Raw genomic sequence first — 25,716 nt, 5'->3', positions numbered from 1 at the left:
GGACCCATGCTGCGCGACCGCCTGAACCGCCTGATCGACCATCCGCTGACCGGCCAGATCATTCTGGGCGTCATCCTGTTCAACGCCGTGATCCTGGGGCTGGAAACCTCGGGTCGGCTGATGGCGCGGCATGGCGATATCATTCAGACGCTGGATCGGCTGTGCCTGGCGATCTTTGTCGTGGAAATCGCCGCCAAGCTGATCGGGCGCGGACCGGCCTTCTTTCGGTCCGGCTGGAACATCTTCGATGCGGTGATCGTGGGCGTTGCGCTTGTTCCGGCGGGGCAGGGGCTGGCGGTGCTGCGGGCGCTTCGCATCCTGCGGGTGCTGCGCGTCATCTCGGTCGCGCCGCGCCTGCGCCGGGTGGTCGAGGGCTTTCTGGCCGCCGTCCCCGGCATGGCCAGCGTGTTCCTGCTGATGGGGATGATCTTCTATATCGGCGCGGTGATGGCGACCAAGCTGTTCGCCGCCGCCTTTCCCGAATGGTTCGGCACGCTGGGCCGGTCGGCCTATACGTTGTTCCAGATCATGACGCTGGAAAGCTGGTCGATGGGCATCGTCCGCCCGGTGATGGAGGTCTTCCCCCAAGCCTGGTTGTTCTTCGTGCCCTTTATCCTGATCACCACCTTTGCGGTAGTGAACCTGGTGGTGGGCCTGATCGTGAACTCGATGCAGGATGCCCACCAGGCCGAGGAACATGCGGCGACCGAGGCCTATCGTGACGAGGTGCTGACCCGCCTGCGCGCGATCGAGGCGCGGCTGGATGGCGAAAACGGCCCCGATGGCGGAGAAAACCATTAGGCAAGCGAGGCTGTTTGCGCTAATCGACAAAAAAACAAGATCAATCGGGCAAACCAAAGGCAGGCGTTCTGATGCGGTTCATTTTGCGGCTCGCCGCCCTTTTCGGGCTGGCATTTCTGGTGGCATCCTGTGGTGGCGACAGCCTGTCATCGAACAAGTTCAAACGCTATGACGGCCCGCCCGTCACCCAGGTCCAGGTGCATAAGGGCAAGCGGCAGTTGATGCTGTTCTCGGGCCAGACGCTGCTGAAAACCTACAAGGTCGGGCTGGGCTATGCACCCGAGGGCCACAAGCAGTTCGAGGGCGACGGCAAGACCCCCGAGGGCGTCTATTACATCGACCGCCAGAACCCCAACAGCGCCTATCACCTGTCGCTGGGCATCAGCTATCCCAACATCAACGACACCGCCCGCGCCGCCGTTCAGGGCCGCTCGGCCGGGGGCGACATCATGATCCACGGCCAGGCCGGCAAGAATCGCGGCCGCGGCAAGGATTGGACGGCGGGCTGCATCGCCGTCACCGATGCCGAGATCGAAGACATTTACGCCATGGTCCGCCCCGGCACGCCGATCATCATCTTCCCCTGATCGGATGCGCCATGCGCCATGAAAAACGGCGGCCCACCGGGCCGCCGTTTGCCTGTCGTCAGGGTGGGGCGATCAGCCGCCGACCACCAGCGTCCACCACAGCTTGCCGTTCTGTTCCTGATGCCAGGCAAAGCCCATTTCGCGGGCAGCCGGCGACATGATCACGTCGCGGGTGTCGCGCAGGTTCATCCAGGCTTGCAGGGTCTGGACCTCGGTCTCATAGGTCTCGGAAATGTTCTGCCCGATCAGCGGCCCGGCGTAACCGGCGCGGCGCACGCGATCCAGCGGGCTGGAGCCGTCCGACCCGAAATGCCAGGCGCGGTTCTGGCGCGACATGTCGGCGGCATGGCCCTGGGCGGCCGTGGTCAGCAGCGGGCTGATGGCGATCGGGCCAAGCCCCTGACCGGCGCGCAGCGTGTTGATCTGGCCCTGCACGCGCACCGGAATCTCCTGCGCGTCGCGGGCGCTGATCGTATAGGCGACCGGCAGCGGCTGCCCATCGGGGCCAAGCTGCGGGGTGGTAGCGCGGGGCGCGCAGGCCGTCAGCGCCAGCGTCGCCGCCACCAGAATGGCAGAGGTGCGAATCATGGTCGTTCCTTTTTGCATCGCAGCCATGCGGCCACGTTGGGATATGCGGATTGGCGCGTCTTTACCCTGTTGCATCCTGATCGCAAAGACCCGCGCACGCAGATTTGCCCGATGACAGCAGTTTGATTTGCGACTATGGCAACGGCGCAATAACCCTTGCCTATGCTGGCCCGCCGCACTGCGCGCGGGTCCGGACGGCATGACGATGGCCAGACCGAAGGACAACACAGAATGAGCGATCCACGTTCCAGCCTGAACCGCCGCGCCTTCCTGGGCACGGCGACCGCGCTTGGTGCCTTGGCGGCCCTGCCCGCCCGCGCGCAAGAAGCCGTCGGCACCCCCGATGCCGGTCAGGTTCAGTATGACCCGGAAACCAACCCGCGCCACAACATTTCCAGCTTTACCATGCAGGATTGGCGCCCGTATTTCACCACGCTGACCAATGGCGCGATTCTGGTCGATATCACCTCGCGCGCGCTGCATTACTGGTCCGAGGATGAATCGGTCTACAAGCTGTTCCCGACCTCGGTTCCGGTCAGCCCCGACCTGACCCGCCGTGGCCGCACCGAGATCATCAAGAAGGTCGAAGGCCCGACCTGGGCGCCGACCCCGGCGATGAAACAGCGCAACCCGGAATGGCCCGATTTCGTGCCCGCCGGTCCCGACAACCCGCTGGGCACCCATGCCTTGTGGCTGAGCTGGCAGTATTACCGCATCCACGGCACCCACGACACGCGCAAGATCGGCCGCCGGTCGTCCAACGGCTGCATCGGGCTTTACAACGAACATATCGCCCAGATGTATCAGCTGACCAAGATCGGCACCCAGGTTCTGATCGTCTAGATCCACGATCACCGCGACAGCAAAGGGCGACCCCGCGGGGCCGCCCTTTTTTCTTGGCCGAAGTATCCTGGGGGTTAAGGCGCTTGCGCCGAGCGGCAAAGCACCCTGCCTTAGCGCAGCCAGCCCGCCAGATTTTCCTGCACCACATCCATCAGTGCCGCGATATGCGCATCGTCATCGTTCAGGCAGGGCACATAGGTGAACGCCTGACCGCCCGCATGTTCATAGCTTTCGCGGATCTCGCCGTTGATTTCCTCAAGCGTTTCAATGCAATCGGCGGCAAAGGCGGGCGAGATGACGGCGATGTGCTTGCGACCCTGCCTGGCCAGTTCTGCCACATGCTCGACCGTATAGGGCCGCAGCCATTCCTCGCGCCCGAAGACCGACTGGAAGGTCGTGTGGATCGACCCTTCCGGCCAGCCCAGCCGTTCGCGCAACAGCCGCGTCGTCTTCTGGCACTGGCAGTGATAGGGGTCGCCCTCCATCAGATAGCGTTCGGGCATCCCGTGATAGCTGGCCACCAGCACCTCGGGGCGGCTGTCCAGCGTCGCATAGACCCGCTCGACCGACTGCGCCAGGGCGTCGATATAGCTGGGCCGGTCGAAATATTCCGGCGCGATCCGCACCGCGGGCTGGCGCTTTTCGGCCATCAGCGCGCGGAACAACTGGTCATTGGCCGTGGCCGAGGTCGCCCCGGCATATTGCGGATAAAGCGGCAGGAACAGCAGGCGTTCCACCCCCTGATCCACCATCTTGCGCACCACCGATTGCGTCGAGGGGTTGCCATAGCGCATGCAGAAATCCACCACGACATCCGCGCCATAGCGCGCCGCCACCGCATCGGCCAGCTTGGCGACCTGCTGCTTGGTGATCGTCATCAGCGGGCTTTCGTCGGCCTCGTTGTTCCAGATCAGCTTGTAGTTCGTGCCCGAGGTGAACGGCCGCTTGGTCAGGATGATGCCCTGCAACAACGGCTGCCATTTCCACGCGGGATAGTCGATGACGCGCTTGTCCGACAGGAACTCGTTCAGATAGCGGCGCATCGACCAGTAGTCATAGCCGTCCGGCGTGCCCAGATTGGCGATCAGCAACCCGACGCGGGCGCGCTTGACGGGCGGGTGGTCGGCGGGGGCGTGGCTCAGGCGGCCCTCGCCGGGGCGGACGGTCTGGCTCATGTGCTGGTCCTTCTGGCTGTCTGTCGGGTCAGGGACACGCGGGCGGATCGCCGCCATCGCGGTCGCGGGCAAGGTCGTCAAGGATCGCGGCAAGCGAATGGCTGGCGCTGCCGGGGCGCATCGGCTGCTGCTGGCTGGGATCGGGCGCCCAGCCGGTCAGGAACACCAGATCGAAGGTGGCGGCAATGCGGCCATCGGCCTCGGGGAAGTTCGCGGCATAGATCGCGGCGGCCTGGGCGAACAGCGCCCGGCGCGTGGCGTGGCGGGGGCGGGCGGACAGGGCGTTCGTCTCGCCCATGGCGCGCAGGTCGCGCGCCAGGTGGAACAGGTCACGATAGCTGACGCGCAGCGGCACGGAATCGGCGACCGGCAGCGCCAGCCCGGCGCGCTGCAGCAGGCCGCCCAGATCGCGGATCTCGCCCATTGGCAGCACGCGCGGCGACAGCCCGCCACGGGTGCCGACCTCGGCCTCGGCCAGGCTGGCGCGCAATTCATGCAGGCTGCGGCCGGCCGGGAACACGGCGATCAGCAGGCCATCGGGGCGCAGCGCCTGGCGGCATTGCACCAACTGCCCCACCGGATCATCGGCCCAGTGCAGCGACATGGCATGAATGACCAGATCCTGCGCGCCGGGTTCCAGATCCAGAACCTGCGTGTCGGCCACGATGCGCGCCCCGGGAAAGGCTGCCTGCCAGGGTTCGGGGAAGGCGGAGACAATCGCGATCCGTGTAAAGGTTCTGTTAACCTCTGTCAGTCTTAATGCGATCTCATCGGCGGCGGCGTCATGCAGGAACAGCGCCGGGCCGATGCGGCGGGCGCGGGCACGGGCGCGGTCCAGTGCGGCGCGGTCGGTCAGCGCGGGCGCCACGGGGCGCGGGGAAGGGGGCGGGCAGGTGTCCATCGGCGGCGAACTTACGGCCAACCGGGCCGGGATGAAAGCACCCATTCGGCGGCTGCTGACAGCGGGTCTGCGGGTCATATTCCCGCCGCAATGCCTGGGCTGCGACACCGTTGTTCAGGATGACGGCGCGCTGTGCCCAACCTGCTGGCCGGACACGCCCTTCATCACCGGCATGGTCTGCGATGCCTGTGGCGTGGCGCTGCCCGGCGGCGGTGCGGATGCGGCGATTTGCGACGACTGCCAACTGACGCCGCGCCCCTGGCTGCGCGGTCGCGCGGCGCTGGATTATGGCGGCAAGGCGCGCGGGCTGGTGCTGGCGCTGAAACACGCCGATCGGCTGGATCTGGCGGGGCCGCTGGCCGGTTGGATGGCGCGGGCGGGCGCGCCGATCCTGATGCCGGGCATGATCGCCGTGCCGGTGCCGCTGTCGGCGCGGCGGATGCTGGCGCGGCGCGCCAATCAGGCGGCAGTGCTGGCGCTTGCCTTGGCGCGGCAGCCGGAGGCGCAGGCGGTCGGGCTGCGGGTGATCCCCGACGCGCTGCTGCGCACCCGCCACACCGGCAGTCAGGACGGGCTGACCCGCGATCAGCGCCTGCTGAACCTGCGGGGGGCCTTTGCGGTTCGACCCGCGCGACGGGCGGCGCTGTCGGGCCAGCCGGTGCTGCTGATCGATGACGTCATGACCTCGGGCGCGACGCTGGCGGGCTGCGCGCAGGCCTGCCTTGAAGCAGGCTCCGGGCCGGTCTCGGTTCTGGTGCTGGCGCGCGTTGCGAAGGGCGGCTGATCGGCTATAGTCGGGTCCAACCCAAGGACCGGAACACCATGACCGCCAAAGTCGAGATATACACCACCCGCACCTGCCCGTTTTGCCTCGCCGCCAAGGCGCTGCTGGATCGCAAGGGCGTGACCTATCACGAAACCGATGTCGGTGCCGACCCGTCGCAGCGCGCCGCGATGATGCAGCGCGCCGATGGCCGGCGCACCGTGCCGCAGATCTTCATCGACGGCAAAGGCATCGGCGGCAGCGATGATCTGCACGCCCTGGACCGCGCCGGCAAGCTGGATGCGATGCTGGGCCTGTGACCGTGCTGACCGCCGCTTTGGTGCAGCTTTCGGTGGGCGATGACCCGGCCGCGAACCTGCCTGTCACCCGCGATCTGATCCGTCAGGCGGCAGCGCAGGGCGCGGGCTTCGTGCTGACCCCGGAATGCACCAACCTGATCTCATCCGACCGTGCCCATCAGGCCGCCGTCCTGCGCCCCGAGGGGGAGGACGCCACCCTGGCCGCTCTGCGGGACGAGGCGCGGGCGGCGGGTATCTGGCTGCTGATCGGATCGCTGGCGCTGAAGGCCGAGGATGGCGACGGCCGTTTCGCCAATCGCAGCCTGCTGATCGCGCCCGATGGCTCGGTCGCGGCGCGCTATGACAAGATCCACATGTTCGACGTCGATGTCTCGGAAACCGAGCGTTACCGCGAATCGGCGGCCTATCGCCCCGGCGACCGCGCGGTGCTGGCGCCGCAGCTGCTGGGCGGGCTGGGCATGACGATCTGTTACGACCTGCGCTTTCCGCATCTGTTCCGGGCTTTGGCGCAGGCCGGGGCGCAGGCGATCGCGGTGCCGGCGGCCTTCAACGACACCACCGGGGCGGCGCATTGGGAACCGCTGCTGCGCGCCCGTGCGATTGAAACCACCTGCTATGTGCTGGCCCCCGCGCAATGCGGCAGCCATGGCGATCACGACGGTCGCACCCGGCGCACGCATGGTCATTCGCTGGCGGTCAGCCCCTGGGGTGAGGTGCTGGCCGATGGCGGCAGCGAACCCGGCGTCACCCTGGTCACGCTGGACCCGGCCGAGGTGGCGCGGGCGCGCGGGCGGGTGCCCTCACTGACGCATGACCGACCCTTTCAGGCCCCCCGATGAACGATCCGAAGGACGCTCTTGCCGCGGCGCTGTTCGCGGAAATCCTGACCGCCGAGCAGCTTGCGCGCCACCGCATTGGCCGGGTGCTGCCCAAGGGGATGGAGCTGTCGCATTTCTCGGTCCTGAACCACCTGGCCCATGTGAATGAGGAGCGCACCCCCGCCCAACTGGCCGCCGCCTTTCACGTCACGCGCGGGGCGATGACCAACACGATTTCCAAGCTGGTCTGGGCCGGGCATGTGCATATCCGCCCCGACTGGGACGATGCGCGGCGCAAGTTCGTGGCGATCAGTCCGGCGGGGCGGGCGGCGCGGGATGCGGCACTGGCGGCCTTCATGCCGATCATCGCCGATGTCGTGCGCGCCATCGGCGCCGACAAGGTGCGCGCCGCGCTGCCGGTGCTGCGCGAATTGCGCGCCCGGCTTGAGGCCGACTAGTCCCCCTGAATCAGATAGCCCGCGCCGCGCACCGTTTGCAGAAAGCGGGGGTCGCGCGGGTCGGGTTCGATCTTGCGCCTTAGCCGCGTGACCTGCACGTCAATGGCGCGGTCGGCGGTGCCATCGGCATCGGGCCGGTCGCGGCCCAGTTCTGCGATCAGCTCGGCCCGGCTGACGACTTCGCCCAGGCGGGCGACGAGGATGCGCATGATCTGCGCCTCGGTCGCGGTCAGCCGCACCGGGTCATCGCCGCGCGACAGTTCGCCCTTTTCGCGGTCATAGCGCAGCGCACCCATGGTCAGGAACTTGGGCGCACTGGCCACCGGCTGCGGCGAGCGGCGCAGGATCGCGGCGATGCGCAGCAGCAATTCGCGCGGCTCGAACGGTTTGGACAGATAGTCGTCGGCCCCCGCCTCCAGCCCGGCGATGCGGTCGGTCGTCTCACCCCGCGCGGTCAACAGCAGGATCGGCAGCATCCGCGACTGGCGCAGATCGCGGGTCAGGCTGATGCCGTCCTCGCCCGGCATCATCACGTCCAGCACGATCAGATCGAAATCCAGCCCCGCCAGCAGCCGCCGCGCCTGCGCCGCATCGCGCGCCGACGTCACCAGATAACCGTTGCGCGTCAGGAACTTGCGCAACAGCGTGCGGATGCGTTCGTCGTCATCGACGATCAGCAGATGCGGATCGGCGGTGGCGGTCATGGTGCGCCATCCGCGCGGGTGCTGTTGAACTGGCGCATCAATTCGGGGTCCATCATCGCCTCAAGCACCTGGCGGAACCCGGCGACGGCCTGCGGGCCGGCCGTGCGATAGGCGGCGCGCATCCTTCCGCGCTGTGCCTCGGACAGACGGCGTTCCAGATCGGCGCCCCGTTCGGTCAGGTGCAGATGGCGTTCGCGCTTGTCGCGACGGCCTACGCGGCTTTCGACCAGCCCGTCCTCGATCAGGGTGCGCAGCACGCGGTTCAGCGATTGCTTGGTCACGCCCAGAACGGTTAGCAGGGTGCTGACCGTCAGCCCCGGCTGGCGGTTGATGAAATGGATCGCGCGGTGATGGGCGCGGCCATATTCCAGTTCCGCCAGGATGCGGTCGGGGTCGGCGGTGAAGCCGCGATAGGCAAAGAACATCGCCTCGATCCCCTTGCGCAGCTGTTCGTCGGTCAGGAACAGCAGGCTTTCCCCGCCGCCTGCCGCGCCCATCTGCGCCGCCATCGCCCGATCATCCGACATCGCGTCCCCCGGTTTTCGCCATTTTAGGGCAGCCTTGTTGACTTTCCAAGAATCAATTGTTAGCCGTCCGATATTCGCGCGCAACATTCTGTCAGATAACCGGACGTCGTGCGCAACATGTGAAAAGCAAGGGGAAGCTGACATGGCTGGTGCCTATGACGACCGCGACGGCAAGATCTGGATGGATGGCAAGCTGGTAGACTGGCGCGGCGCGCAGGTTCACATCCTGACCCATGCCCTGCATTACGCCAGCTCCGTGTTCGAGGGTGAGCGCTGCTATAACGGCAAGATCTTCAAATCGCGGGAACATTCGGAACGCCTGCGCAAATCGGGTGAGCTGCTGGACATGCCGCTGCCCTATAGCGTCGATCAGATCGAGGCCGCGAAAGAGGCGGTGCTGAAGGCCAATGGCTTTACCGATGCCTATGTCCGCGCGGTCGCCTGGCGCGGCGCCGGTGAGGATATGGGCGTGTCCTCGTCGCGCAACCCGATCCGGCTGGCGGTCGCCGCCTGGGAATGGGGCAACTATTATGGCGATGCCAAGATGAAGGGCGCAAAACTGGACGTCGCCAAATGGAAGCGTCCCTCGCCCGAGACGATCCCGACCGCCGCCAAGGCTGCCGGTCTTTACATGATCTGCACCATGTCCAAACACGCCGCCGAGGCCAAGGGCTGCTCGGATGCGCTGTTCATGGATTATCGCGGGCAGGTGGCCGAGGCGACCGGCGCCAACGTGTTCTTCGTCAAGGATGGCGAGGTTCACACCCCGATCCCGGATGCCATCCTGAACGGCATCACCCGCCAAACGGTGATCGGCATGCTGCGCGACAAGGGCATCACCGTGCATGAACGCCACATCATGCCCACCGAACTGGACGACTTCCAGCAGTGCTGGCTGACCGGCACCGCCGCCGAGGTTACCCCGGTTGCGCAGATCGGCGATTGGCGGTTCGAGGTCGGCGCGCTGACCCGCGACATCGCCCAGGATTACGAAAAGCTGGTGCGCAGCTAAGCGCGCGGCCGGGGCGGCCAGCCGCCGCCCCGGCGATTTTCATCAAATCTTCATCCCGCCTTCGCAAATCCTTGTCGCAGCCGCGCCAGCCTGCCGGCAGCCGACATGCGAAAGGGCAGGGCCTTGCGACACCAGATCCGTCAGCCGCGATCCATCCACCGGACGCTGTTCCTGTCCGATCTGCATCTGGGTGCGCTTGGCTGCAAGGCCGACCGGTTGCTGGACTTTCTGACCGATAATCCTGCCGATCACTACCTGCTGGTGGGCGACGTGCTGGACCTGTGGCACCCGCTGCTGCCCCACTGGACAGCCGCCGATCAGGCTGTCATCGACCACCTGGCGGCGCGGCGCGCGGCGGGGGCGAAGATCACTTATCTGACCGGCAATCACGATCCCGATCCGGCGGCGGCTCTGGCCACGCGCGGGCTTGCCGTGGCCACGTGTCGGCAGATCGTGCATTGCGCCGGCGATGGCCGCCGCTTTCTGGTGGTGCATGGCGATATCTGCGACGCGCGGTTCTTTCGCGCCCATGTCCTGACCCGCCTGGGCAGCCGCGTCGACCACCTGCTGCGCCGGATGGACCGGGCGCTGACGCGCCTGCGGCGCCGCTCCTCGCCCGAGGCGCGCAGCACGATCGAGGCCGCGCTTGCCTCGGTCAACATGCTGATGCACCGGGGCCGGGCGCATGAACGCCGGGTCATCGGACTGGCGCGCGACATGGGCCTTGATGGCGCGATCTGCGGGCATTTCCACATCGCCGGGCTGCATGACGATCACGGCTTGACCTATGCCAATTGCGGCGATTGGGTGGATAGCCTGACCGCCATCGCCGAGGATGAGCGCGGCCAACTGTCGCTGCTGGCCGCCGATCCGCAGCCGGTCGCCCAAGGGCAGGGGGCGCGCCCCGACGCCCTGGCCCGCGCATGAGCGCGCTGATCCTGATCGGCGCGGCGGCGGCGCTGATGGTGGCGCATCTGGCTTCGGTCGGGCTGTTCCTGATGCGTCTGCGCCGCCAGCCGCCCCCCGGCGTGCTGGGTCGTCCGCGTGTCACGCTGTTGCGCCCGGTCTGCGGGCTGGACCGGTTCGACGCCGAAACGCTGGCCAGCAGCTTTACCCAGGATTACCCCGATTATCAGGTGATCTTCTGCGCGCAATCTGCGGATGATCCGGCGCTCGCGCTGATCCGCGATCTGATCGCGCGCCACCCGCATCGCCCGGCCCGGCTGCTGATCGGCGACGACCGCATCAGCGCCAACCCCAAGCTGAACAACGTCTGGAAGGGTTGGTGCGCCGCAGACACCGACTGGATCTGCATGACCGACAGCAATCTGCTGCTGACCCCCGGATATCTGGCGGCGGTTGTCGATAGCTGGTCCCCCGGCAGCGGGCTGGTCTCGGGGCCGCCGATCGGCACCCGCCCCGATGGCTGGGGCGGCCATCTGGAATGCGCCTTTCTGAACGGCAACCAGGCGCGGCTGCAATTCGCCGCCGACAGCCTGGGCTTTGGCTTTGCGCAGGGCAAGACGCTGTTCTTTCACCGCCCGATGATCGAGCGCGCGGGTGGCCTGCGGATGCTGGGCCGCCATCTGGCCGAGGACGTCAGCACCACCCGGCTGATCCGCGACCTGGGCCTTCAGGTGCGGCTGACCCCGCTACCCTTCGCGCAGCCGATCGGTTCGCGCAGCCTGCGCACCGTCTGGGACCGTCAGCTGCGCTGGAGCCTGATCCGTCGCGAGGGCTTTCCCGCGGTCTTTGCGCTTGAACCGCTGAACGGCGGGCTGGTGCCGCTGGCGCTGTGGCTGTCGGGCGTGATCGCGGCGGGGGCGGCATGGCTGCCCGCCATGATCGCCTGGCTGGCAATGTGGTATGGCGCCGAGGGCCTGCTGGCCCGCCGCGCCGGCTGGCCCTCTGGCCCGCGGGCCCTGGCCGCGATGGCGCTGCGTGATCTGATGATCCCGGCGGTCTGGCTGGCCAGCCTGCGCCAACGCGGATTCGCCTGGCGCGGCACGGCGATGGCGCAGTCCGAACTGGCGGCGGAACGGGTGGCATGATCCAGGCCGGTTCCGCGCAAGTCCTGATCCAGGATCACGGTCTGGCGATCCTGGCCCCGCTTGCCCTGATCGAGGGGCCGGTCGTGTCGGTCATCGCCGGGTCGCTGGTCAGCTTGGGGCTGATGGCGCTGCGCCCGGTCATCCTGTGCCTGATCGTCGCCGACCTGCTGGGCGATCTGCTGACCTATGCCCTGGGCCGCTATGGCCGCCGCGCGATCCCCTTTGGCCTGCTGCGGCGGCTGGGCATCAGCCGACAAAGGCTGGCGCGGATGGTGCGCGGCTTTCGAGGGCAGGGCGGGCGGCTGCTGGTCATCGGCAAGCTGACGCAGGTGGCGGGCCTGCCCATGTTGCTAGCCGCTGGCATGGTGCGGATGCCCCTGCCGCGGTTTCTGGTGATCTGCGGGGCGACGGCGATCCCCAAGACGCTGCTGCTGGTCGGGCTGGGCCATGTGTTCGGCACCGCCTGGCTGGCGACCGGCGGATGGCGCCTGCCCGTGCTGACCGCCGGCAGCCTGGCCCTGATCGCCGCCGCGCTTTGGTGGCACCGCCGCCCGAGGCTCACATGACCCGCCGCCGCTTTGCCTGCCTGATCCCCGCCCATGATGAGGCCGCGCGCATCGCTGCCGTCCTGGCCGCCGTGGTCGGCCACCCGCTGATCGATCAGGTGTTGGTCATCGACGACGGGTCGCGCGATGGCACGGCTGCCGTCGCGCAGGGCGCCGTCGCACGGGCCGCCTTCGCACGGCCCGCCGGTGCCGATGCCGTGCGCCTGCCGCCAATCGTTGTCGCCAGCCAACCGCAGTTCGCAGCGCCGTGGCTTGCTCGCCCGAGGTTCACATGACCCACCCGCGCTTTGCCTGCCTGATCCCCGCCCATGATGAGGCCTCGCGCATCGGTGCCGTCCTGGCCGCCGTGGTCGGCCATCCGCTGATCGATCAGGTGCTGGTCATCGACGACGGGTCGCGCGATGGCACCGCTGCCGTCGCGCAGGCCGCCGGTGCCGAGGTCATGCGCCTGGACCCGAACCGCGGCAAGACACGCGCCCTTGCCGAAGGCATTGCGCGCGTCGATGCCGATTATCTGGTGCTGATCGACGCTGATCTGATCGGTCTGACGGCCCCCGACGTCACAGCGCTGATCGAGCCGGTTGCCCAATGCCGCGCCGGAGCGACGCTGTCGCTGCGCGGCAACGCCCCCCGCACCTGGCGGGCGATCGGGGTCGACTACATCTCGGGCGAGCGGGTTATCCCGCGCGCCCTGATTGCCCCGTATCTGCACCATCTGCACGGCCTTCCGCGCTTTGGCTTTGAGGTATTCCTGAATGAGCGTCTGGCCGAGGCCCGAATCCCCGTCGCGATCGTCGACTGGCACCGTGTTTCCAGCCCCGCAAAGTCGGTGAAGCGTGGACGCTGGCGTGGCGGACTTGCCGATCTGCGAATGATCATAGACATCCTGCGCACCGTCGGCCCGCGTCAAATCGCGCGCCAGATCACCTATCTCCGCCAAGGCCGCCCGCGCGACGTTGCCCAGCGTGCAGGGCGTTGACCGGTCGCGATATCCGTGATCGCTGATCGCTGATCGCTGATCGCTGATCGCTGATCGCTGATCGCTGATCGCTGATCGCTGATTGATGGCCAGTAATCGCTCTGTAATCCGCGCGGAGCGTTGCGGCTGTGGCGCAGCACTGCAGCCCTTCCCGCCATGTCGCACCGGCAGAGATGACGTCCCTGATTGATGTGGCGACAGTGAGCCTTGACCGGACCACCAAGATGGGGCCGCTCAGCTCTCAGCTCTCAGCTCTCAGCTCTCAGCTCTCAGCTCTCAGCTCTCAGCTCTCAGCTCTCAGCTCTCAGCTGTCGCCTACGCCCGTCCTTTGCGCGGCCATTGCCGCGCGCACAACGACAACAAGGCCCATCGCATTCGGCAATGCTCATCCACGAGCCATCTGTCCATCAGGGGTCAGCCGGCCCGGCAGCGCCGCCATTCATCAGGGCGGTGACAGCAGTTGCAGTGCCAGTTGGCCACGGGCTGGAGCGTTGTTCTGCTGATTGTCGCGGATGACATACATGCGGATCATCTTGTCCAGCGTTGCCTTGTCGGCCAAGGCCGACGGATCGTCACTGCCCAACATCCGCTCGGCCTTGGCGCGCACGGCGGTCACCTGCTGGTCAAGGTTGATCGCGCCAAAGGCTTTCGGCAGCCCGAATGCGGTCTCGACAAAGCTGCGCAACGGTGCGTTCCCCAGAATGCGGAACCATTTGGTGTTCGCAGACCCGCGATCGCTTGCGATCTTGGGCAGGTCACGTTCGGCGGTGAGGGCAAGGCGCAGGGTCGGGTTCACCTCGCCGACCGCTTGCTCAAACCGGCGGGCGCGATAGTCGGGCAACAGACGGTCGGCAAAATCTGAAATCTTGGTGCGCGGCACGGCAAGATCAAAGCCGAAGGCGCGGCTTAGCTCGGCATAACGCTTGTCAGCCAGCTTGCTGGACAGGGCACCGGGCTTCAGCGTGCCGTCCTCAAGCACACGGCGGATGAAGGCGCGATTGGCGATGTCGCCTTCCAGACCAAAGGCGCCAAGCGCGACCTTCAGCAGCCGCCGGTCGGCCACCAGATCGGCGGCGCTGGACACGCCGCCGATCTTTTGCCGAAAGTAGGCCTCATCCCGCTGCTGTTCGGCCGAGTTGGTCAGCACCTGCATCTGCCGTTCGCGGTTGCGACCCAACGCCGACCAAGCCGTGTAGCCGCTGCCCAGGATGAAGGGTGTAAAGCTCATCCCGCTGCCGCCAGCAGACGTTCTTCCCGCGGCAGCAATGTGCGCAATGCCTTCAGCGCCTGATAGTGCTGACCTTCAAGCACTGCGGCCGTTGCCAGATTCAGCTGCGTGCGGCTGTCGTAATCCGTCAGCACCTGGCTTAGCTGTTCGATGCCGCGCAGCAGTTGCAGGCGACCCTCGGTTGGATCGGCGTCTCCCGACAGCATCAATTGGACGATGTAACAGACACGGCGCACCGGTGTCTTGACCTCGGTCGGGTGGATCGCGTCGCGCAGGCGCAGGATGTTGGCATTGGGCGTGACAATGGCCAGCCGCGAACGGCGATCACCATTTTCGATCACAGCGCCATTGATCAGCACGCGCTCATGCGGGGCAAGTTTCAGGACAAGTCCGCTCATGCTGCCGATGCCTCCTGACGCAGACCGCGCATGATTGCGGTATTGATGAAAACCAGCGGCTCGACCTCGGCGGCACCCGCCAGCACCTTCTGGCTGTGCTCTGCGGTGAACTGCGCAAGATAGAAGATTCGGGCGCGCAGTGCGGCAGGCAAGGTATTGCCCGGATCGGCGACATCGACCGCCAGGGTGGTCCACAGCGTGCGGTTGTCGTGGATGGCGCGGGCCAGGGCGGCAAAGCCCGCAGCACCTTGCGCCGCAGCGCTGCGAAGATGGCGCGTGACGCGGGCGAACACTTCGTATTCGGTCTCTCGCGGGGTTCGGGTGGCATCGCCGGGCGCACCATAGGCCGAACGGGCGAGGGTGAGGGAATTCATGTCGTATCCTTCCAGATGCGGGTGGCCGGATGATCGGCCCCGTCTGTGGGCGGCGGGGAGAGCGGGGCGCGCGCTGCGCGCCCCGGCCGAGTTTCAGCGACTTAGCCGCGGAACAGCGACATGATGCTTTTCGGCGCCTGGTTGGCGATCGATAGCGACTGGATGCCCAGCTGCTGCTGGGTTTGCAGCGCCTGCAGGCGGGCCGAGGCCTCCTCCATGTCGGCATCGACGAGGCTGCCGATCCCGGCCTTCAGCGAGTCGCTGAGCTTGCCCAGAAAGTTGTTCTGGATCTCGATCCGGCTGCCCACCGAACCGAACTGGGCCGCAGCGGTGACGGAGGTCTGGATCAGCCCCTGGATCGCGCCAAGGGCCGATTTCGCGCCCGCGTCGCTTGTCACGTCGATCGCGGACAGCGCCGACAGGCCACCAGAACCGGCGTTCTGGAACTGGGCCGTCACCATCATGTCCTTGGTGCCAGTGTTCTTGAACGCCAGACGACCGGGGTTGGCGATGTCATAGTCAACCGTCACCCCGGCCACACCCAAGGCATCGACCGCCTTTTTCAGGCCGACCGCCACGATATCCGATGTCGTGGTTGCCGCGACATCCTCGCCCGAGACGGTATAGCTGGCGATCTTTCCGCCAACGTTGATCGAGATCTTGTCCCCCGCCACGAAGGCTGCGCCCGAATCATCGATGACCAGCTTGCCGGTGCCGGTGGTCGCGTTCAGCGTGAAGCCGGCCGTATCTTTCGCCGTCGACGCGCCGTCAGAGCCCGCAAGGGCCGCCTTGGCCGTGTAGCCGCCCAACGAAAGATTCTGGGTGGTGACGGTGATGCTGGTGGCTTTCACCCCCGTCGACGACCGATCGAGCGAGGCCAGAATGTCGACACTGGCACCCGCCGAGCCGTTCACCAGGTTCAGGCCGTTGAACTGGGCGGCGCCCACCACGGTCTTGATCTGGTCGGTCAGCGCGGTGATGTCGGTTTGCAGCTTGCTGCGGTCGACGTTCGATTCCTGCGCCGACACGATCTTGCCCTGAATCTGTTTCAGCAGATCAGTCGTGGTTTCCGCCGCCTGACGCGCTACGGCCACGGTGGAAGACCCCAGCGACAGGCTGGACGAAATCCCCTTGAAGCTTTCGACGTCGGCTTCCATCACCTTCGAGATGGCCCAGACGGCGGCGTTATCCTTGGCCGAGCCGACGGTCTTGCCGGTCGAGATTTCATCCTGCGTCTTCGACAGGCTGGCGTTGATGCCCTTCAGGGTTTGCAGCGCGACCATCGCGCTGTTGTTGGTCAGAATGCTGGACATGGTGTTCCTTTCACATGGGCGCTTTGCGCCAAAGAGGGTTCCCGCGGACTGCGGTCGTGTCTGGCATTCTGCCTGCTGCTATCCCGCCGCTTGACGGTTGCGCCACCCGATCGGATGCAGGGCGATCATGGGATGACAACTGCTAAGAAATCGCTAATCGCGGCGGGGTATCACGGGATTCAAAGGGGTTAGTTGTCAGGCCTTTGCCTAAAGTTTTCACGACTTTCGTTCAAATCGACCGGCGTGGGCCGCGCTGATCGTGCGGCCACCGCGATCATAGCCGATACCGATCGCGCGCCCGCCGCCATGGCAGGCAGATATATCGCGCAACCGGCGTTGGCCCGCACGGATTCCGGCCTGAGCGGCCTCGATCAACTGCCGATTATGGCGTGCCTCCTGCGCCAGCACGGCCAAGTCGGCGGCCTCAACCGTGACGAGCGACCCGACCAGCGCCTGGCTGCGCGCGGCAACCTCGGTCAGTCGGGCAAGGTCGCCGCTCAGCAAGGCTGCGCGCTCGTCCTGCAGAACAGCCATCATCGCCTGCGCCGGGGTCATGGGTGCCCTTCGCCCGCGCGCCGGGCCATCGTTCGAAAGATCGATTCCGCAAGGCCGATTCCACCCCGTGCAGCCATCGCGTCGGCCTGGGCATCGCGCAGGAACGAGGCGAATTGATCCTCGCCCGCGCCCCCGCCGAAGCTGTCGGATGCCTTGCCAACCCCGCTCGCCTTCAGCATTTCGGCCAAAAATCCGGCCTCAAGCTGGGTCGCAACCTTGCGAAGGGCGTTGGCGTCGGTCGGTGCCGCTGTGGGCGGGCGCAGGACCGCATTTAGCTGTGTCATGGCGATTCCCTTTTTGTCGAATGCGATGATTCATGCCTGACAGGGGTAAACATTTGGTAATCCGAATCAGCCATTCTGCACCGAAGTGAAAACCGTGCAGGATGCCGATGCTGAATATGACGATCGCCCCGGCGACGACGCCCACCGCAGTTATTGCCCAAAGTCAGGCGCCGGTGACGCCCGAAGGTGGTGATGTGTTTGCCGACCTGGCTTTGGGGGCCGATGAAGGGGCGGCAGAACAAACCGGTCGCACCGATGCAACGTCCGGCGCCGACGTGCCGGTGACGCTTCCAATGCCGGGCCTGTGGGGGCTGCTGTCGCTTGCCGCGCCAGCCCCGCAACAGGGGGTAGATGTTGCGGATCAGTCGCCCCCCGAGGTGGCCCCGCTGGCCCCCACTGCGCCGCGCGCCGAGGCTGCGACGCAGGTATCGCGTGCTGCGCCAGGCGCGACATCGGGCGGCCCGCTGCGGGGATCCGGCCCCGCGTTGGCTTCGGTTCCCGCGGAGACCTTCGCCCCGGATGCCGCGCAGACACCGGCGGTTGATGGTGTCCGTGCGGCGCAGCCAAAGGCCGCGATGATCCCGGTTGAGGCCTTGCCGCAAGATCCGGCGCCCGTAGTGGCACACCCGACGCTGGCGCAAGGCGCCGGGCAGGTTGGTGCCAAGGTGGTTGATGTTGCGCGCACCTTGGGGCTGCCGCTTGAACCTGCGGGGGCGGTCGCGGTGCGGCCCAGAGCCTGGGCGCCCATGCAGCCAGAGCTTGCAAAGCCCGCCGGTCAGGGGACCGGCGCGGACAGTCCTGCTGGCGGTGGTGGGCCAAGTGCCCAATACTCCGCGCAGCCGGTGCTGCCGCGGGCGACCATGCCCGTGGGCGACATGACGCCGCGGGTTACGCCAACGCAGGCTGCCGCACCAGATGATGGCGTGGCGCAGGCGTCCTCCACGTCGCAGGCTCCGGCTACCGCGCAGCCGGTGACTCAGGCGCCACAACCCGCGACTTTCGACCACGGTCATCCGTCACGCCAGTCGCGCCCGGTGGCGGACTCCACCGCGCAGGTAACCGTGCTGCCGACGGCCGCCCTGGAAAAACGGGGCGTGGCGGCGGGTGGGATGACCGGCCAGCAGGCGACGGCTGCCAAGTCGCAACCGCCCGACCAATCGCCCATGGCCGCTCGTGGGCTCGACCTGCCCTCGATGCCCGTTCCCCAGATGGCCAGTCCCATCCCGCGCGACGGGCCTTCAACGCTCGACATGGCCCCTGCCGTACCCAACATGACGCCCTCCACGCCCGAGCCGCCATGGCCTGCCGAGCCGTGGCATGGTGGCCTCGGCCTGCATGCGAAGGCGATGGAGCCGGCGGTTGCGTCGCCTCCTCCTCAGGCGGCGCCTCTACCGATGGCGCATAACCCCCCCGCTGATCTGCCGCAGCAGTTGGCGGCGGTTTTTGACGCACCGACGGATCGCCCGATCGAGTTGACCCTGACCCCTGAAGAGCTTGGCAAGGTTCGGATGCTGCTGTCTCCGCAAGACGATGGCCTGCGCCTGATCGTTCAGGCCGAGCGCCCCGAGACGCTGGATATGATGCGGCGCCATATCGATCAACTGGCGCGCGATTTCCGCGAACTGGGTTATGGCGATGTCAGCTTCAGCTTTGGTGGCAACCCGCAGCAGCGCCCGGACGCGCCGGCGGTCAGTGATCCGGCTGAGGGCATGGATGACCCGCCGCCGCGGCCTGGCCCCGTTGGTCTGCCACAAACTTTGCCGCGACTGCCGAGCCGGCAACTTGATGGTCGGCTGGATATCAGGATCTGAGAAAGGACATGCACCATGGCGATTGATGCGGTGACAAACCCGACGACCACGACGACCACCTCTGGCAAGCCCGCGACGCCGGCAACGGGTGCGACTTCGGGCAGCAAGCCCAAGATCAGCAGCGATTTCGAGACGTTTCTGAAAATGCTGACCACGCAGATGAAGAATCAGGATCCGATGAATCCCATCGAATCGGCCGACTATGCCGTGCAGTTGGCGACATTTTCGGGCGTGGAACAGCAGGTGCGGACCAATGATCTGCTTGAGGCGATGACCGCCAGCCTGGGTGCAACCGGGCTGGGTCAGCTTGCCAACTGGGTCGGGATGGATGTGCGCGTTGCCGCGCCCGCCTATCACGACGGTCGCAGCACGTCGCTGATGATCGAACCCAAGACGGGTGCGGACAAGGCCGTGCTGGTTTTCACCGATGCCAACGGCCGCGACCTGGGGCGGGCCGAGATTGCGCCGGTCAGTGGCGGCCTGACCTGGCCCGCCGAGGTCAAGACCCGTCAGGATTGGCCGCCGGGCGTGTATGGATTTCGTCTGGAAAGCTGGGATGGCGACAAGAAGCTGGGCGAGGATGCCGTGCCCGTCTATGCGCGCGTGACCGAAGCACAGATCGGCAAAAAGGGCACCGAATTGGTTCTGCGCGGCGGCATCGTCATCGAGGCGAGCAAGGTGACGGCGATGCGCCAGCCCCCCGGCTGATGCGGGTCGTTTGGGTTGGTGGGAAGCAGGTGGTGCATGGCCCGTCGCGGGTCATGAACTGGGTGGATCGCGCTTTGCCGGGGATAGCTGATCTTTCCGTGGCGGGTGGGGGTGGGGCAGGGCGGGCGCTCGCTACGGCGGTGTATTCACCTGACCGAAACTGGCGCCGCAACGCAAATGGCCTGTTTGCGGGCGCGCATCGTCGCGCGCCAAGGCACCCCTTGGTGAAAATCTCGCAGCCGCAGCCGGTCATCATGATTGGGAAGGGCATCATGATGGCGTTCCGAAATCTGGGCATGCGGGCGGTCGTCTAAGAAAACCGCGGGCGATTGGTCTTTTTAGAGCAGCTCCAGCGGTGGGCGTGGGAACGGCGTGTCTTGCCCATGCGCTACCACTCGCGCGACGTGGCGCTGCGGCGAAATGGTATTCACTTTGGCCGGGTCGACCTTGGGGCAGGCGCCGCGACGACCGCCTGAGCGGGCGCTGAGGCCATGGCGGACCACGGTATCGCCTGCACACGGCGTGACCGGGGGCGGGTGAGCCCGTTGGCCGGCGCTTCGGCGTTCGGATTCGGGACCAGCGTCACAGTCGATGCCGCGATGGCGACGCTTTCGTAGTGTCGTCGCGCTGCGGCCGTCCGCCATGGCGGTTTAGCGGATTCAGGCGGTGCCTGATCGGGACGACATGAAAAGGAAAATCGCCGTTCAGCGGGTGGAGCAGGCGCTGACCATGAACGCGGACCTCAGGCTTGGGCAACGGCGACGGGATCCGGCGCTGATTGGCGCGGCGCGGGCCTCGGGTCGGGCTGGGGCGTAGGCGGACATTGGCGGGCGGCCCTTGTTTCTGCCGGTGGTTCAGCAGGGGCAGCGCTGTGGCTTTGCTGCGGCACACAGCGCGCGTGAAGGCTGCGCGATCACACGGCGTTGTAGTGGCGCCGACCTTGGGCTGTCACCCGACCGCCGTTCCGACATCGCCGGGATGCGAACCGGGACCGGGTGCCCCGGCGGCGCTGCACCATAGACGATCGCGCGGGCGGAGGTTCCGCGTCGATGCCCGCCCCGGTTGCAGGCGTGCCGACGGGTGCTTTGCTCACTGCGCGACCTGCGGTATCACGATGTGCAGCGCCTCTGGCGGCAGCATGACTGGCGCGCCTGGCGGAGGCGGTCTGGCGTCGCTCTCGCGCGGCAGGGCCATTGGACTGCGATGGCAGGCCGGGCACATCGTGCTGACTGCAAGCGCCGTCCTAACCCGGGGTGCTGCGCGGCGGAGTGCAGGGCTGAAGCGCGGGAAGTCTGCCGCGGCAGCCGCGACAGAAGACGCCTGTCGGCTGCCCGACTGAACAGATCATGACCCGCGCAACACCGACCGCCTACAGCCAGGCGCCGATCAGCACACCAAGCGCCACCAATGCGCCGCCCATGGCGGCCGCCGCCAGCCCCTTGCGATAGCGTCGGGGTGGGGTGACGGGGGGCGGGTTCAGACGGGCGTTCAGGCTGTCCTCGACCAGATGCGGCAGTTGCGGCCCGAAGCGGGCCAACGTCTGCGCGGTGCGCAACAGGTCGCGCGCCAGGGCGCGGGGGCCAAGGTTGGTGCGGATGTAGCTTTCCACGACCGGGCGGGCGACCTCCCAGATGTTGATCTGGGGATGCAGCGACCGGGCGACGCCCTCGACCACCACCATGGTGCGTTGCAAAAGGATCAGTTCGGTACGGGTCTGCATCCCGAAACGCTCGGTCACTTCGAACAGATAGGCGAGCAGCTTGGCCATGCTGATCTTGTCGGCATCGACGCCGAAGATCGGCTCGCCCACGGCGCGCAGGGCGCGGGCAAAGGCGTTCACATCGCGGTCACGGGGAACGTAGCCGGCCTCGAAATGCACCTCGGCGACGCGGCGATAATCACGCGCGATGAAGCCCATCAGGATCTCGGCATAGACGCGACGGGTGTATTCGTCGATCTGCCCCATGATGCCGAAATCATACAGGATGATGTTACCATCAGCGCCGACCTTCATGTTGCCATGGTGCATGTCGGCGTGGAAAAATCCGTCGCGCAGCGCGTGTTTCAGGAATAGTTGCAGGATCCGTTCGCCCAGAACATGCGGGTCGTGACCGGCGGCGCGCAGCCCCGCGACATCACCGACCGAAACGCCCTCGGCCCAGTCGCTTGTCAGCACGCTGCGCCCCGACAGATCCCAATGCGGGCGCGGCGTCGTCAGGCCGGTGTCGGCTTCGGTATTGGCCACGAACTCGGATGCCGAGGCGGCCTCAAGCCGCAGGTCAAGTTCGCCCATCACCACGCTTTCAAAATGGGCGATGATGTCGGTGGGGCGTAACCGGCGCGAGGCGGGCGACAGGGCCTCGATCAGCCGGGCGGCGAAGTGAAAGGCGTCGATGTCGCGGCGGAAGGCGCGTTCGATGCCCGGGCGCAGAACCTTGACCGCGACCTTGGCTCCGGTGTCGGCGCGATGCGCGGGATGGACCTGCGCGATGGATGCGGCGGCGACCGGCGGATCGAAGGTGGAAAAGGCGGCGGCAATGGGCTGGCCCAGCTCGGCCTCGATGGCGGCGCGGGCCTGATCGGTGGGAAAGGGCGGCAGCCGATCTTGCAGCACGCGCAATTGGTCGGCCAGATCGGCGCCCACCACATCGGGGCGCGTCGACAGGATCTGGCCGAACTTGATATAGGCCGGGCCAAGCGCGGTGATCGCCCGCGTCACCGGCGGCAGCGCCGGATCGCCCTTGTAGCCCAGCCAGCGGAAGGGCCAGCCCAGCACATGCGCCGCGATCCGCAGGCGCCGCGGCGCCTGCATCGCGTCCAGCGCCACGCCCATCGCCCCGGTGCGTTCAAAGGTCGCCCCGGTGCGGATCAGCCGCCAGATGTTATGGGGGCCGCGCATGTTACAGCTTCCAGCCGGAATGCAGCGCGGCGATGCCCATCGACAGGTTGCGATAGCTGGCATTGCCGAAACCCGCCGCGCGGATCATCGCCAGGAAGCTGTCCTGATCGGGGAACTTGCGGATCGATTCCACCAGATACTGATAGCTGTCGCGATCCTTGGCGACGATTTCCCCCATCAGTGGGATGACGTTATAGGAATAGCGATCATAGGCCCATTGCAGCGCCGGCACCGGGATCTGGCTGAACTCAAGCACCATCAGCCGACCACCGGGGCGCAGCACGCGCCAGGCCTCGGACAGGGCGTCGGCGATGCGGGTCACGTTTCGGATGCCAAAGCTGATCGTATAGACGTCGAAACTGTTGTCGGGAAAGGGCAGGGACATGGCGTCGCCCGTCACCCAGTTCAGGCTTTCGGCCATCTGTTCGGCCTCGGCGCGCTTGCGCCCCTCGACCAGCATCGGGTGGGTCATGTCGCAAACCGTGGCATGGGCGCCCGGCGCGCGGCGCAGGAACCGGAACGAGATGTCGCCGGTGCCGCCCGCCACATCCAGCAGCCGCTGGCCGGGGCGCGGCGCCAGCCAGTCCATCATCGCGTCTTTCCACAGCCGGTGGATGCCCACGCTCATCAGGTCGTTCATCACGTCATAGCGGCTGGCGACGCGGGAAAAGACGCCGTGGACAAGCCCGGCCTTTTCGTCCTCGGCCACGGTGCGGTTGCCGAAATGGGTGGTCTTGCCGTTGGGGTCGGTCATGGGCGTCATCCTGAAAGCTGCCCTTGTTTACGGGCGCGGGGCGCGCAACACAATGCGGCAGGCTGCACAGGGGAAGATGATGCCGGAACTGCCCGAGGTTGAAACCGTCCGTCGCGGCCTGTTGCCGGTGATGGAGGGCGCGCGCATCACGCAGGCCACGGTGCGCCGCCCCGATCTGCGCTGGCCCCTGCCTGACCGCATGGCCGAGCGGCTGACCGGGGCGCGGGTCGACCGGCTGGGGCGGCGGTCGAAATACCTTCTGGCCGATCTCAGCACCGGCGAGACGCTGATCTGGCATCTGGGCATGTCGGGTCGGGTGCGGATCGATGGGGTGATGCCGGGCGATTTCACCCATGCCGCGGGCGACGATCCGCGCCACGACCATGTTGTGATGGCGATGGAGGGCGGCGCGACCGTGACCTTCAACGATGCCCGCCGCTTTGGGGCGATGGATCTGACGCCGACCGACGCTTTGGCCGCGCATCCGCTGCTGGCCAGTCTGGGGCCGGAACCCTTTGGCAATGACTTCCACGAAGATCACCTGATCGCGCGGTTTCGCGGTCGCGCCGCCCCCGCCAAGGCGCTGCTGCTGGATCAGCGCGTCATCGCGGGCTTGGGCAATATCTATGTCTGCGAGGCGCTGAACCGGGCGGGGATCGACCCCCGCCGCGCCGGTGGCCGCATCGCTGCCACCCGCGTCGCCGCCCTTGTCCCAATCATTCGCGACGTTCTGTCCGAAGCGATCGAGGCCGGCGGATCGACCCTGCGCGACCACCGCCAGACCGACGGCAGCCTTGGCTATTTCCAGCACGCCTTCCGCGCCTATGGCCGCGAGGGCGCGCCCTGCGCCACCCCCGGCTGCACCGGCACCATCCGCCGCATCGTGCAATCCGGGCGGTCGACCTTCTATTGCCCGACCTGCCAGAGGTGACTTGCCAAATGGCGGCACGCTGTTAGGACAATGGGCATGTCGCAGCCAGGAGGTGCCCGATGGCCTATCAGACGCTGAATGTGGAAATCGAAGATTATGTGGCGCTGATCCGCCTGAACCGGCCCGAGGCGCTGAACGCGCTGAACCAGCAATTGCTGACCGAACTGGCCGAGGCGCTGCAAGATGCCGATGCCAATGACAAGGTGCGCTGCATCGTCCTGACCGGCAGCGAAAAGGCTTTCGCGGCGGGGGCCGACATCAAGGAAATGTCGTCGAAAACCTTTGTCGAGGTGTTCACCGAAGACCTGTTCACCCCCCAGACCGAGGCGCTTTTGCGCACCCGCAAGCCGATCATCGCGGCGGTCGCGGGCTATGCTCTGGGCGGCGGCTGCGAGCTGGCGATGATGTGCGACTTCATCATCTGCGCCGAAAACGCCAAGTTCGGCCAGCCCGAGATCAACCTGGGGGTGGTCGCCGGCATCGGTGGCACCCAGCGGCTGACCCGGTTCGTGGGCAAGTCCAAGGCGATGGACATGAACCTGACCGGCCGCTTCATGGATGCCGCCGAAGCCGAGCGTTCGGGCCTCGTCTCGCGCGTCGTGCCCACCGACAAGCTGGTGGCCGAGGCGATGGCTGCGGCGAAGAAGATCGCTTCGAAATCGCAGGTCGCGGTGATGGTGGTGAAAGAGGCGGTGAACCGCAGCTATGAAACCACGCTGCGCGAGGGCCTGCTGTTTGAACGCCGGATTTTCCATTCGCTGTTCGCCAGCGAGGATCAGAAGGAAGGCATGAGCGCATTCCTGGAAAAACGCGAGGCACAGTTCCGCGACAAATAGGCCAAGCCCGGTTGACAGGATCGCCCGGCGCGCCTAGAAGCGCGGCTTCAAGATTTCCCCCGAACTGATCGGATTCGAGAGACATGGCCAATACGCCCCAATCCAAGAAGCGCGCACGCCAGACCGAGCGCCGCACCGCCGTGAACAAGGCGCGTCGTTCGCGTATCCGCACCTTCCTGCGCAAAGTCGAAGAGGCGATCGCCTCGGGCAACCAGGAAGCGGCGGTGGTCGCCCTGCGTGAAGCCCAGCCCGAACTGGCGCGCGGCGTGACCAAAGGCATCCTGCACAAGAACACCGTGGCGCGTAAGATCTCGCGCCTGTCGTCGCGCATCAAGTCGCTGGCGGCCGCGGCCTGAGGGCCGACAGAAGGGCCGACAGACCCACGGATGACGACAAAGGGGCACCCGCAGGGGTGCCCCTTTGTCATTTTCGGCAAATTATTGATTTTTATGGATTTTTGCCCCGCGCGTGGCGGATTTCGCGCAATCGGCAGATTCGATTCCGCTTTTGCAGAGTCAAGCGCGAAGTTCTG

At 66.6% G+C, this 25,716-nt stretch carries 31 protein-coding genes; 18 read left to right on the top strand and 13 right to left on the bottom strand.

Annotation, left to right across the window (positions count from 1 at the left end; all coding sequences use genetic code 11):
* Positions 1–6: 6 nt before the first annotated feature.
* Both ACEYYA_RS07665 and ACEYYA_RS07660 read left to right on the top strand, forming a co-directional pair.
* Positions 7–801 carry an ion transporter gene (locus ACEYYA_RS07665; protein ID WP_374799265.1) on the top strand — a complete coding sequence of 265 codons (795 nt, stop codon included), beginning with the start codon at positions 7–9 and terminating at the stop codon, positions 799–801.
* 71 nt (positions 802–872) lie between these two features.
* Positions 873–1,388, top strand: coding sequence for a L,D-transpeptidase family protein (locus ACEYYA_RS07660; protein ID WP_374799263.1), 516 nt, complete (start codon positions 873–875; stop codon positions 1,386–1,388).
* Positions 1,389–1,460: 72 nt separating this feature from the next.
* On the opposite strand, the gene dalA is transcribed toward ACEYYA_RS07660, so the two are convergent.
* Complete coding sequence (gene dalA, locus ACEYYA_RS07655) at positions 1,461–1,976, bottom strand: divisome-associated lipoprotein DalA (protein WP_374799262.1); 516 nt, start codon at positions 1,974–1,976, stop codon at positions 1,461–1,463.
* Between the two features lie 231 nt (positions 1,977–2,207).
* On the opposite strand from dalA, the gene ACEYYA_RS07650 reads away from it, so the two are divergent.
* On the top strand, positions 2,208–2,819 hold the full coding sequence (locus ACEYYA_RS07650) for a L,D-transpeptidase (RefSeq protein ID WP_374799260.1): 612 nt from the start codon (positions 2,208–2,210) through the stop codon (positions 2,817–2,819).
* A 110-nt stretch (positions 2,820–2,929) separates the two neighbouring features.
* On the opposite strand, the gene hemH is transcribed toward ACEYYA_RS07650, so the two are convergent.
* The gene (gene hemH, locus ACEYYA_RS07645; protein WP_374799258.1) at positions 2,930–3,994 is read right to left on the bottom strand and encodes a ferrochelatase; all 1,065 of its coding nucleotides are present in this window, start codon (positions 3,992–3,994) and stop codon (positions 2,930–2,932) included.
* 28 nt (positions 3,995–4,022) lie between these two features.
* A complete protein-coding gene (locus ACEYYA_RS07640; RefSeq protein ID WP_374799256.1) occupies positions 4,023–4,895 on the bottom strand; it encodes a class I SAM-dependent methyltransferase in 873 nt (290 codons plus the stop codon).
* Between the two features lie 31 nt (positions 4,896–4,926).
* Here ACEYYA_RS07640 and ACEYYA_RS07635 point away from each other — a divergent pair, with 31 nt between their 5' ends.
* Genes ACEYYA_RS07635 through ACEYYA_RS07620 form a run of 4 tightly spaced genes read left to right on the top strand, consistent with a single transcriptional unit; the run spans position 4,927 to position 7,254 of the window.
* On the top strand, positions 4,927–5,679 hold the full coding sequence (locus ACEYYA_RS07635) for a double zinc ribbon domain-containing protein (RefSeq protein WP_374799254.1): 753 nt from the start codon (positions 4,927–4,929) through the stop codon (positions 5,677–5,679).
* Positions 5,680–5,717: 38 nt separating this feature from the next.
* Positions 5,718–5,978, top strand: coding sequence for a glutaredoxin 3 (grxC, locus tag ACEYYA_RS07630; protein WP_374799252.1), 261 nt, complete (start codon positions 5,718–5,720; stop codon positions 5,976–5,978).
* Positions 5,979–5,983: 5 nt separating this feature from the next.
* Positions 5,984–6,817 carry a carbon-nitrogen hydrolase family protein gene (locus ACEYYA_RS07625; protein ID WP_374799575.1) on the top strand — a complete coding sequence of 278 codons (834 nt, stop codon included), beginning with the start codon at positions 5,984–5,986 and terminating at the stop codon, positions 6,815–6,817.
* Positions 6,814–7,254: a MarR family winged helix-turn-helix transcriptional regulator gene (locus ACEYYA_RS07620; protein WP_374799250.1), complete on the top strand. Its 441-nt coding sequence runs from the start codon at positions 6,814–6,816 to the stop codon at positions 7,252–7,254. Before ACEYYA_RS07625 ends, ACEYYA_RS07620 begins: the two co-directional genes overlap by 4 nt.
* On the opposite strand, the gene ACEYYA_RS07615 is transcribed toward ACEYYA_RS07620, so the two are convergent.
* Together ACEYYA_RS07615 and ACEYYA_RS07610 are read right to left on the bottom strand one after the other, a co-directional pair.
* Positions 7,251–7,958, bottom strand: a complete 708-nt coding sequence (locus ACEYYA_RS07615) for a response regulator (protein WP_374799248.1) — start codon at positions 7,956–7,958, stop codon at positions 7,251–7,253. The genes ACEYYA_RS07620 and ACEYYA_RS07615 overlap by 4 nt on opposite strands.
* Entirely contained in the window at positions 7,955–8,485 is a 531-nt protein-coding gene (locus ACEYYA_RS07610; RefSeq protein WP_374799246.1) for a MarR family winged helix-turn-helix transcriptional regulator, read from the bottom strand. The genes ACEYYA_RS07615 and ACEYYA_RS07610 overlap by 4 nt, the downstream gene beginning before the upstream one ends.
* Before the next feature lie 142 nt (positions 8,486–8,627).
* Here ACEYYA_RS07610 and ACEYYA_RS07605 point away from each other — a divergent pair, with 142 nt between their 5' ends.
* The 6 genes from ACEYYA_RS07605 (at position 8,628) to ACEYYA_RS07580 (ending at position 13,093) form a co-directional block, all read left to right on the top strand.
* On the top strand, positions 8,628–9,497 hold the full coding sequence (locus ACEYYA_RS07605) for a branched-chain amino acid aminotransferase (protein WP_374799244.1): 870 nt from the start codon (positions 8,628–8,630) through the stop codon (positions 9,495–9,497).
* Positions 9,498–9,620: 123 nt separating this feature from the next.
* Entirely contained in the window at positions 9,621–10,424 is an 804-nt protein-coding gene (locus tag ACEYYA_RS07600; RefSeq protein ID WP_374799242.1) for a UDP-2,3-diacylglucosamine diphosphatase, read from the top strand.
* A complete protein-coding gene (locus ACEYYA_RS07595) occupies positions 10,421–11,548 on the top strand; it encodes a ceramide glucosyltransferase (protein WP_374799240.1) in 1,128 nt (375 codons plus the stop codon). Before ACEYYA_RS07600 ends, ACEYYA_RS07595 begins: the two co-directional genes overlap by 4 nt.
* Positions 11,545–12,114 (top strand): DedA family protein, encoded by a 570-nt coding sequence (locus ACEYYA_RS07590; protein WP_374799238.1) that lies wholly within the window; start codon positions 11,545–11,547, stop codon positions 12,112–12,114. Before ACEYYA_RS07595 ends, ACEYYA_RS07590 begins: the two co-directional genes overlap by 4 nt.
* Positions 12,111–12,389 carry a glycosyltransferase gene (locus ACEYYA_RS07585; RefSeq protein WP_374799236.1) on the top strand — a complete coding sequence of 93 codons (279 nt, stop codon included), beginning with the start codon at positions 12,111–12,113 and terminating at the stop codon, positions 12,387–12,389. Before ACEYYA_RS07590 ends, ACEYYA_RS07585 begins: the two co-directional genes overlap by 4 nt.
* A complete protein-coding gene (locus tag ACEYYA_RS07580; RefSeq protein ID WP_374799234.1) occupies positions 12,386–13,093 on the top strand; it encodes a glycosyltransferase family 2 protein in 708 nt (235 codons plus the stop codon). The genes ACEYYA_RS07585 and ACEYYA_RS07580 overlap by 4 nt, the downstream gene beginning before the upstream one ends.
* Positions 13,094–13,535: 442 nt before the next feature.
* Here the strand turns inward: ACEYYA_RS07580 and ACEYYA_RS07575 are convergent, their stop codons facing one another.
* The 6 genes from ACEYYA_RS07575 to ACEYYA_RS07550 all read right to left on the bottom strand — a co-directional run bounded on the left by ACEYYA_RS07575 (position 13,536) and on the right by ACEYYA_RS07550 (position 17,245).
* Positions 13,536–14,321: a DUF1217 domain-containing protein gene (locus tag ACEYYA_RS07575; RefSeq protein WP_374799232.1), complete on the bottom strand. Its 786-nt coding sequence runs from the start codon at positions 14,319–14,321 to the stop codon at positions 13,536–13,538.
* Positions 14,318–14,719, bottom strand: a complete 402-nt coding sequence (gene flbT / locus ACEYYA_RS07570) for a flagellar biosynthesis repressor FlbT (RefSeq protein WP_374799230.1) — start codon at positions 14,717–14,719, stop codon at positions 14,318–14,320. The genes ACEYYA_RS07575 and flbT overlap by 4 nt, the downstream gene beginning before the upstream one ends.
* Positions 14,716–15,093, bottom strand: a complete 378-nt coding sequence (flaF, locus tag ACEYYA_RS07565) for a flagellar biosynthesis regulator FlaF (protein ID WP_374799228.1) — start codon at positions 15,091–15,093, stop codon at positions 14,716–14,718. Before flaF ends, flbT begins: the two co-directional genes overlap by 4 nt.
* 101 nt (positions 15,094–15,194) lie before the next feature.
* Complete coding sequence (locus tag ACEYYA_RS07560) at positions 15,195–16,406, bottom strand: flagellin N-terminal helical domain-containing protein (RefSeq protein ID WP_374799226.1); 1,212 nt, start codon at positions 16,404–16,406, stop codon at positions 15,195–15,197.
* Positions 16,407–16,622: 216 nt separating this feature from the next.
* Complete coding sequence (locus tag ACEYYA_RS07555; RefSeq protein WP_374799224.1) at positions 16,623–16,961, bottom strand: hypothetical protein; 339 nt, start codon at positions 16,959–16,961, stop codon at positions 16,623–16,625.
* Positions 16,958–17,245 (bottom strand): rod-binding protein, encoded by a 288-nt coding sequence (locus tag ACEYYA_RS07550; protein ID WP_374799222.1) that lies wholly within the window; start codon positions 17,243–17,245, stop codon positions 16,958–16,960. Before ACEYYA_RS07550 ends, ACEYYA_RS07555 begins: the two co-directional genes overlap by 4 nt.
* A gap of 107 nt (positions 17,246–17,352) precedes the next feature.
* Here ACEYYA_RS07550 and ACEYYA_RS07545 point away from each other — a divergent pair, with 107 nt between their 5' ends.
* Positions 17,353–19,056 carry a flagellar hook-length control protein FliK gene (locus ACEYYA_RS07545; RefSeq protein WP_374799220.1) on the top strand — a complete coding sequence of 568 codons (1,704 nt, stop codon included), beginning with the start codon at positions 17,353–17,355 and terminating at the stop codon, positions 19,054–19,056.
* 15 nt (positions 19,057–19,071) lie between these two features.
* The gene (locus ACEYYA_RS07540; protein ID WP_374799218.1) at positions 19,072–19,764 is read left to right on the top strand and encodes a flagellar hook capping FlgD N-terminal domain-containing protein; all 693 of its coding nucleotides are present in this window, start codon (positions 19,072–19,074) and stop codon (positions 19,762–19,764) included.
* 1,369 nt (positions 19,765–21,133) lie between these two features.
* Here the strand turns inward: ACEYYA_RS07540 and ubiB are convergent.
* Both ubiB and ubiE read right to left on the bottom strand, forming a co-directional pair.
* Positions 21,134–22,663, bottom strand: coding sequence for a 2-polyprenylphenol 6-hydroxylase (gene ubiB / locus ACEYYA_RS07535; RefSeq protein WP_374799216.1), 1,530 nt, complete (start codon positions 22,661–22,663; stop codon positions 21,134–21,136).
* Position 22,664: 1 nt separating this feature from the next.
* Positions 22,665–23,417, bottom strand: coding sequence for a bifunctional demethylmenaquinone methyltransferase/2-methoxy-6-polyprenyl-1,4-benzoquinol methylase UbiE (ubiE, locus tag ACEYYA_RS07530; protein ID WP_374799214.1), 753 nt, complete (start codon positions 23,415–23,417; stop codon positions 22,665–22,667).
* A gap of 79 nt (positions 23,418–23,496) precedes the next feature.
* Here ubiE and mutM point away from each other — a divergent pair, with 79 nt between their 5' ends.
* The 3 genes from mutM to rpsT all read left to right on the top strand — a co-directional run bounded on the left by mutM (position 23,497) and on the right by rpsT (position 25,540).
* Positions 23,497–24,348, top strand: coding sequence for a bifunctional DNA-formamidopyrimidine glycosylase/DNA-(apurinic or apyrimidinic site) lyase (mutM, locus tag ACEYYA_RS07525; protein ID WP_374799212.1), 852 nt, complete (start codon positions 23,497–23,499; stop codon positions 24,346–24,348).
* 59 nt (positions 24,349–24,407) lie between these two features.
* Positions 24,408–25,184, top strand: coding sequence for an enoyl-CoA hydratase (locus ACEYYA_RS07520; protein WP_374799210.1), 777 nt, complete (start codon positions 24,408–24,410; stop codon positions 25,182–25,184).
* An 83-nt stretch (positions 25,185–25,267) separates the two neighbouring features.
* Positions 25,268–25,540 carry a 30S ribosomal protein S20 gene (gene rpsT / locus ACEYYA_RS07515; protein WP_374799208.1) on the top strand — a complete coding sequence of 91 codons (273 nt, stop codon included), beginning with the start codon at positions 25,268–25,270 and terminating at the stop codon, positions 25,538–25,540.
* Positions 25,541–25,716 lie beyond the last annotated feature (176 nt).

The organism is Paracoccus zhouxuedongae, from assembly GCF_041927815.1.
Lineage (GTDB): Bacteria > Pseudomonadota > Alphaproteobacteria > Rhodobacterales > Rhodobacteraceae > Paracoccus.
The sequence above is the reverse complement of the archived record's forward strand: the minus strand, read 5'-3'. Positions and strand labels throughout refer to the sequence as shown.

Bases quoted from the DNA above. Each gene is read 5' to 3' on its own strand.
- ACEYYA_RS07660 (WP_374799263.1), top strand. From the start codon at position 873: ATGCGGTTCATTTTGCGGCTCGCCGCCCTTTTCGGGCTGGCATTTCTG.
- ACEYYA_RS07560 (WP_374799226.1), bottom strand. From the start codon at position 16,406: ATGTCCAGCATTCTGACCAACAACAGCGCGATGGTCGCGCTGCAAACC.
- rpsT (WP_374799208.1), top strand. From the start codon at position 25,268: ATGGCCAATACGCCCCAATCCAAGAAGCGCGCACGCCAGACCGAGCGC.
- ACEYYA_RS07520 (WP_374799210.1), top strand. From the start codon at position 24,408: ATGGCCTATCAGACGCTGAATGTGGAAATCGAAGATTATGTGGCGCTG.
- ACEYYA_RS07580 (WP_374799234.1), top strand. From the start codon at position 12,386: ATGACCCACCCGCGCTTTGCCTGCCTGATCCCCGCCCATGATGAGGCC.
- ACEYYA_RS07585 (WP_374799236.1), top strand. From the start codon at position 12,111: ATGACCCGCCGCCGCTTTGCCTGCCTGATCCCCGCCCATGATGAGGCC.
- flaF (WP_374799228.1), bottom strand. From the start codon at position 15,093: ATGAATTCCCTCACCCTCGCCCGTTCGGCCTATGGTGCGCCCGGCGAT.
- ACEYYA_RS07540 (WP_374799218.1), top strand. From the start codon at position 19,072: ATGGCGATTGATGCGGTGACAAACCCGACGACCACGACGACCACCTCT.
- ACEYYA_RS07615 (WP_374799248.1), bottom strand. From the start codon at position 7,958: ATGACCGCCACCGCCGATCCGCATCTGCTGATCGTCGATGACGACGAA.
- ACEYYA_RS07605 (WP_374799244.1), top strand. From the start codon at position 8,628: ATGGCTGGTGCCTATGACGACCGCGACGGCAAGATCTGGATGGATGGC.
- dalA (WP_374799262.1), bottom strand. From the start codon at position 1,976: ATGATTCGCACCTCTGCCATTCTGGTGGCGGCGACGCTGGCGCTGACG.
- flbT (WP_374799230.1), bottom strand. From the start codon at position 14,719: ATGAGCGGACTTGTCCTGAAACTTGCCCCGCATGAGCGCGTGCTGATC.
- ubiB (WP_374799216.1), bottom strand. From the start codon at position 22,663: ATGCGCGGCCCCCATAACATCTGGCGGCTGATCCGCACCGGGGCGACC.
- ACEYYA_RS07545 (WP_374799220.1), top strand. From the start codon at position 17,353: ATGCTGAATATGACGATCGCCCCGGCGACGACGCCCACCGCAGTTATT.
- ACEYYA_RS07640 (WP_374799256.1), bottom strand. From the start codon at position 4,895: ATGGACACCTGCCCGCCCCCTTCCCCGCGCCCCGTGGCGCCCGCGCTG.
- ACEYYA_RS07550 (WP_374799222.1), bottom strand. From the start codon at position 17,245: ATGACACAGCTAAATGCGGTCCTGCGCCCGCCCACAGCGGCACCGACC.
- ACEYYA_RS07635 (WP_374799254.1), top strand. From the start codon at position 4,927: ATGAAAGCACCCATTCGGCGGCTGCTGACAGCGGGTCTGCGGGTCATA.
- ACEYYA_RS07590 (WP_374799238.1), top strand. From the start codon at position 11,545: ATGATCCAGGCCGGTTCCGCGCAAGTCCTGATCCAGGATCACGGTCTG.
- ACEYYA_RS07610 (WP_374799246.1), bottom strand. From the start codon at position 8,485: ATGTCGGATGATCGGGCGATGGCGGCGCAGATGGGCGCGGCAGGCGGC.
- ACEYYA_RS07665 (WP_374799265.1), top strand. From the start codon at position 7: ATGCTGCGCGACCGCCTGAACCGCCTGATCGACCATCCGCTGACCGGC.
- mutM (WP_374799212.1), top strand. From the start codon at position 23,497: ATGCCGGAACTGCCCGAGGTTGAAACCGTCCGTCGCGGCCTGTTGCCG.
- ACEYYA_RS07595 (WP_374799240.1), top strand. From the start codon at position 10,421: ATGAGCGCGCTGATCCTGATCGGCGCGGCGGCGGCGCTGATGGTGGCG.
- ACEYYA_RS07575 (WP_374799232.1), bottom strand. From the start codon at position 14,321: ATGAGCTTTACACCCTTCATCCTGGGCAGCGGCTACACGGCTTGGTCG.
- ACEYYA_RS07555 (WP_374799224.1), bottom strand. From the start codon at position 16,961: ATGACCCCGGCGCAGGCGATGATGGCTGTTCTGCAGGACGAGCGCGCA.
- ACEYYA_RS07620 (WP_374799250.1), top strand. From the start codon at position 6,814: ATGAACGATCCGAAGGACGCTCTTGCCGCGGCGCTGTTCGCGGAAATC.
- hemH (WP_374799258.1), bottom strand. From the start codon at position 3,994: ATGAGCCAGACCGTCCGCCCCGGCGAGGGCCGCCTGAGCCACGCCCCC.
- ACEYYA_RS07650 (WP_374799260.1), top strand. From the start codon at position 2,208: ATGAGCGATCCACGTTCCAGCCTGAACCGCCGCGCCTTCCTGGGCACG.
- ubiE (WP_374799214.1), bottom strand. From the start codon at position 23,417: ATGACCGACCCCAACGGCAAGACCACCCATTTCGGCAACCGCACCGTG.
- grxC (WP_374799252.1), top strand. From the start codon at position 5,718: ATGACCGCCAAAGTCGAGATATACACCACCCGCACCTGCCCGTTTTGC.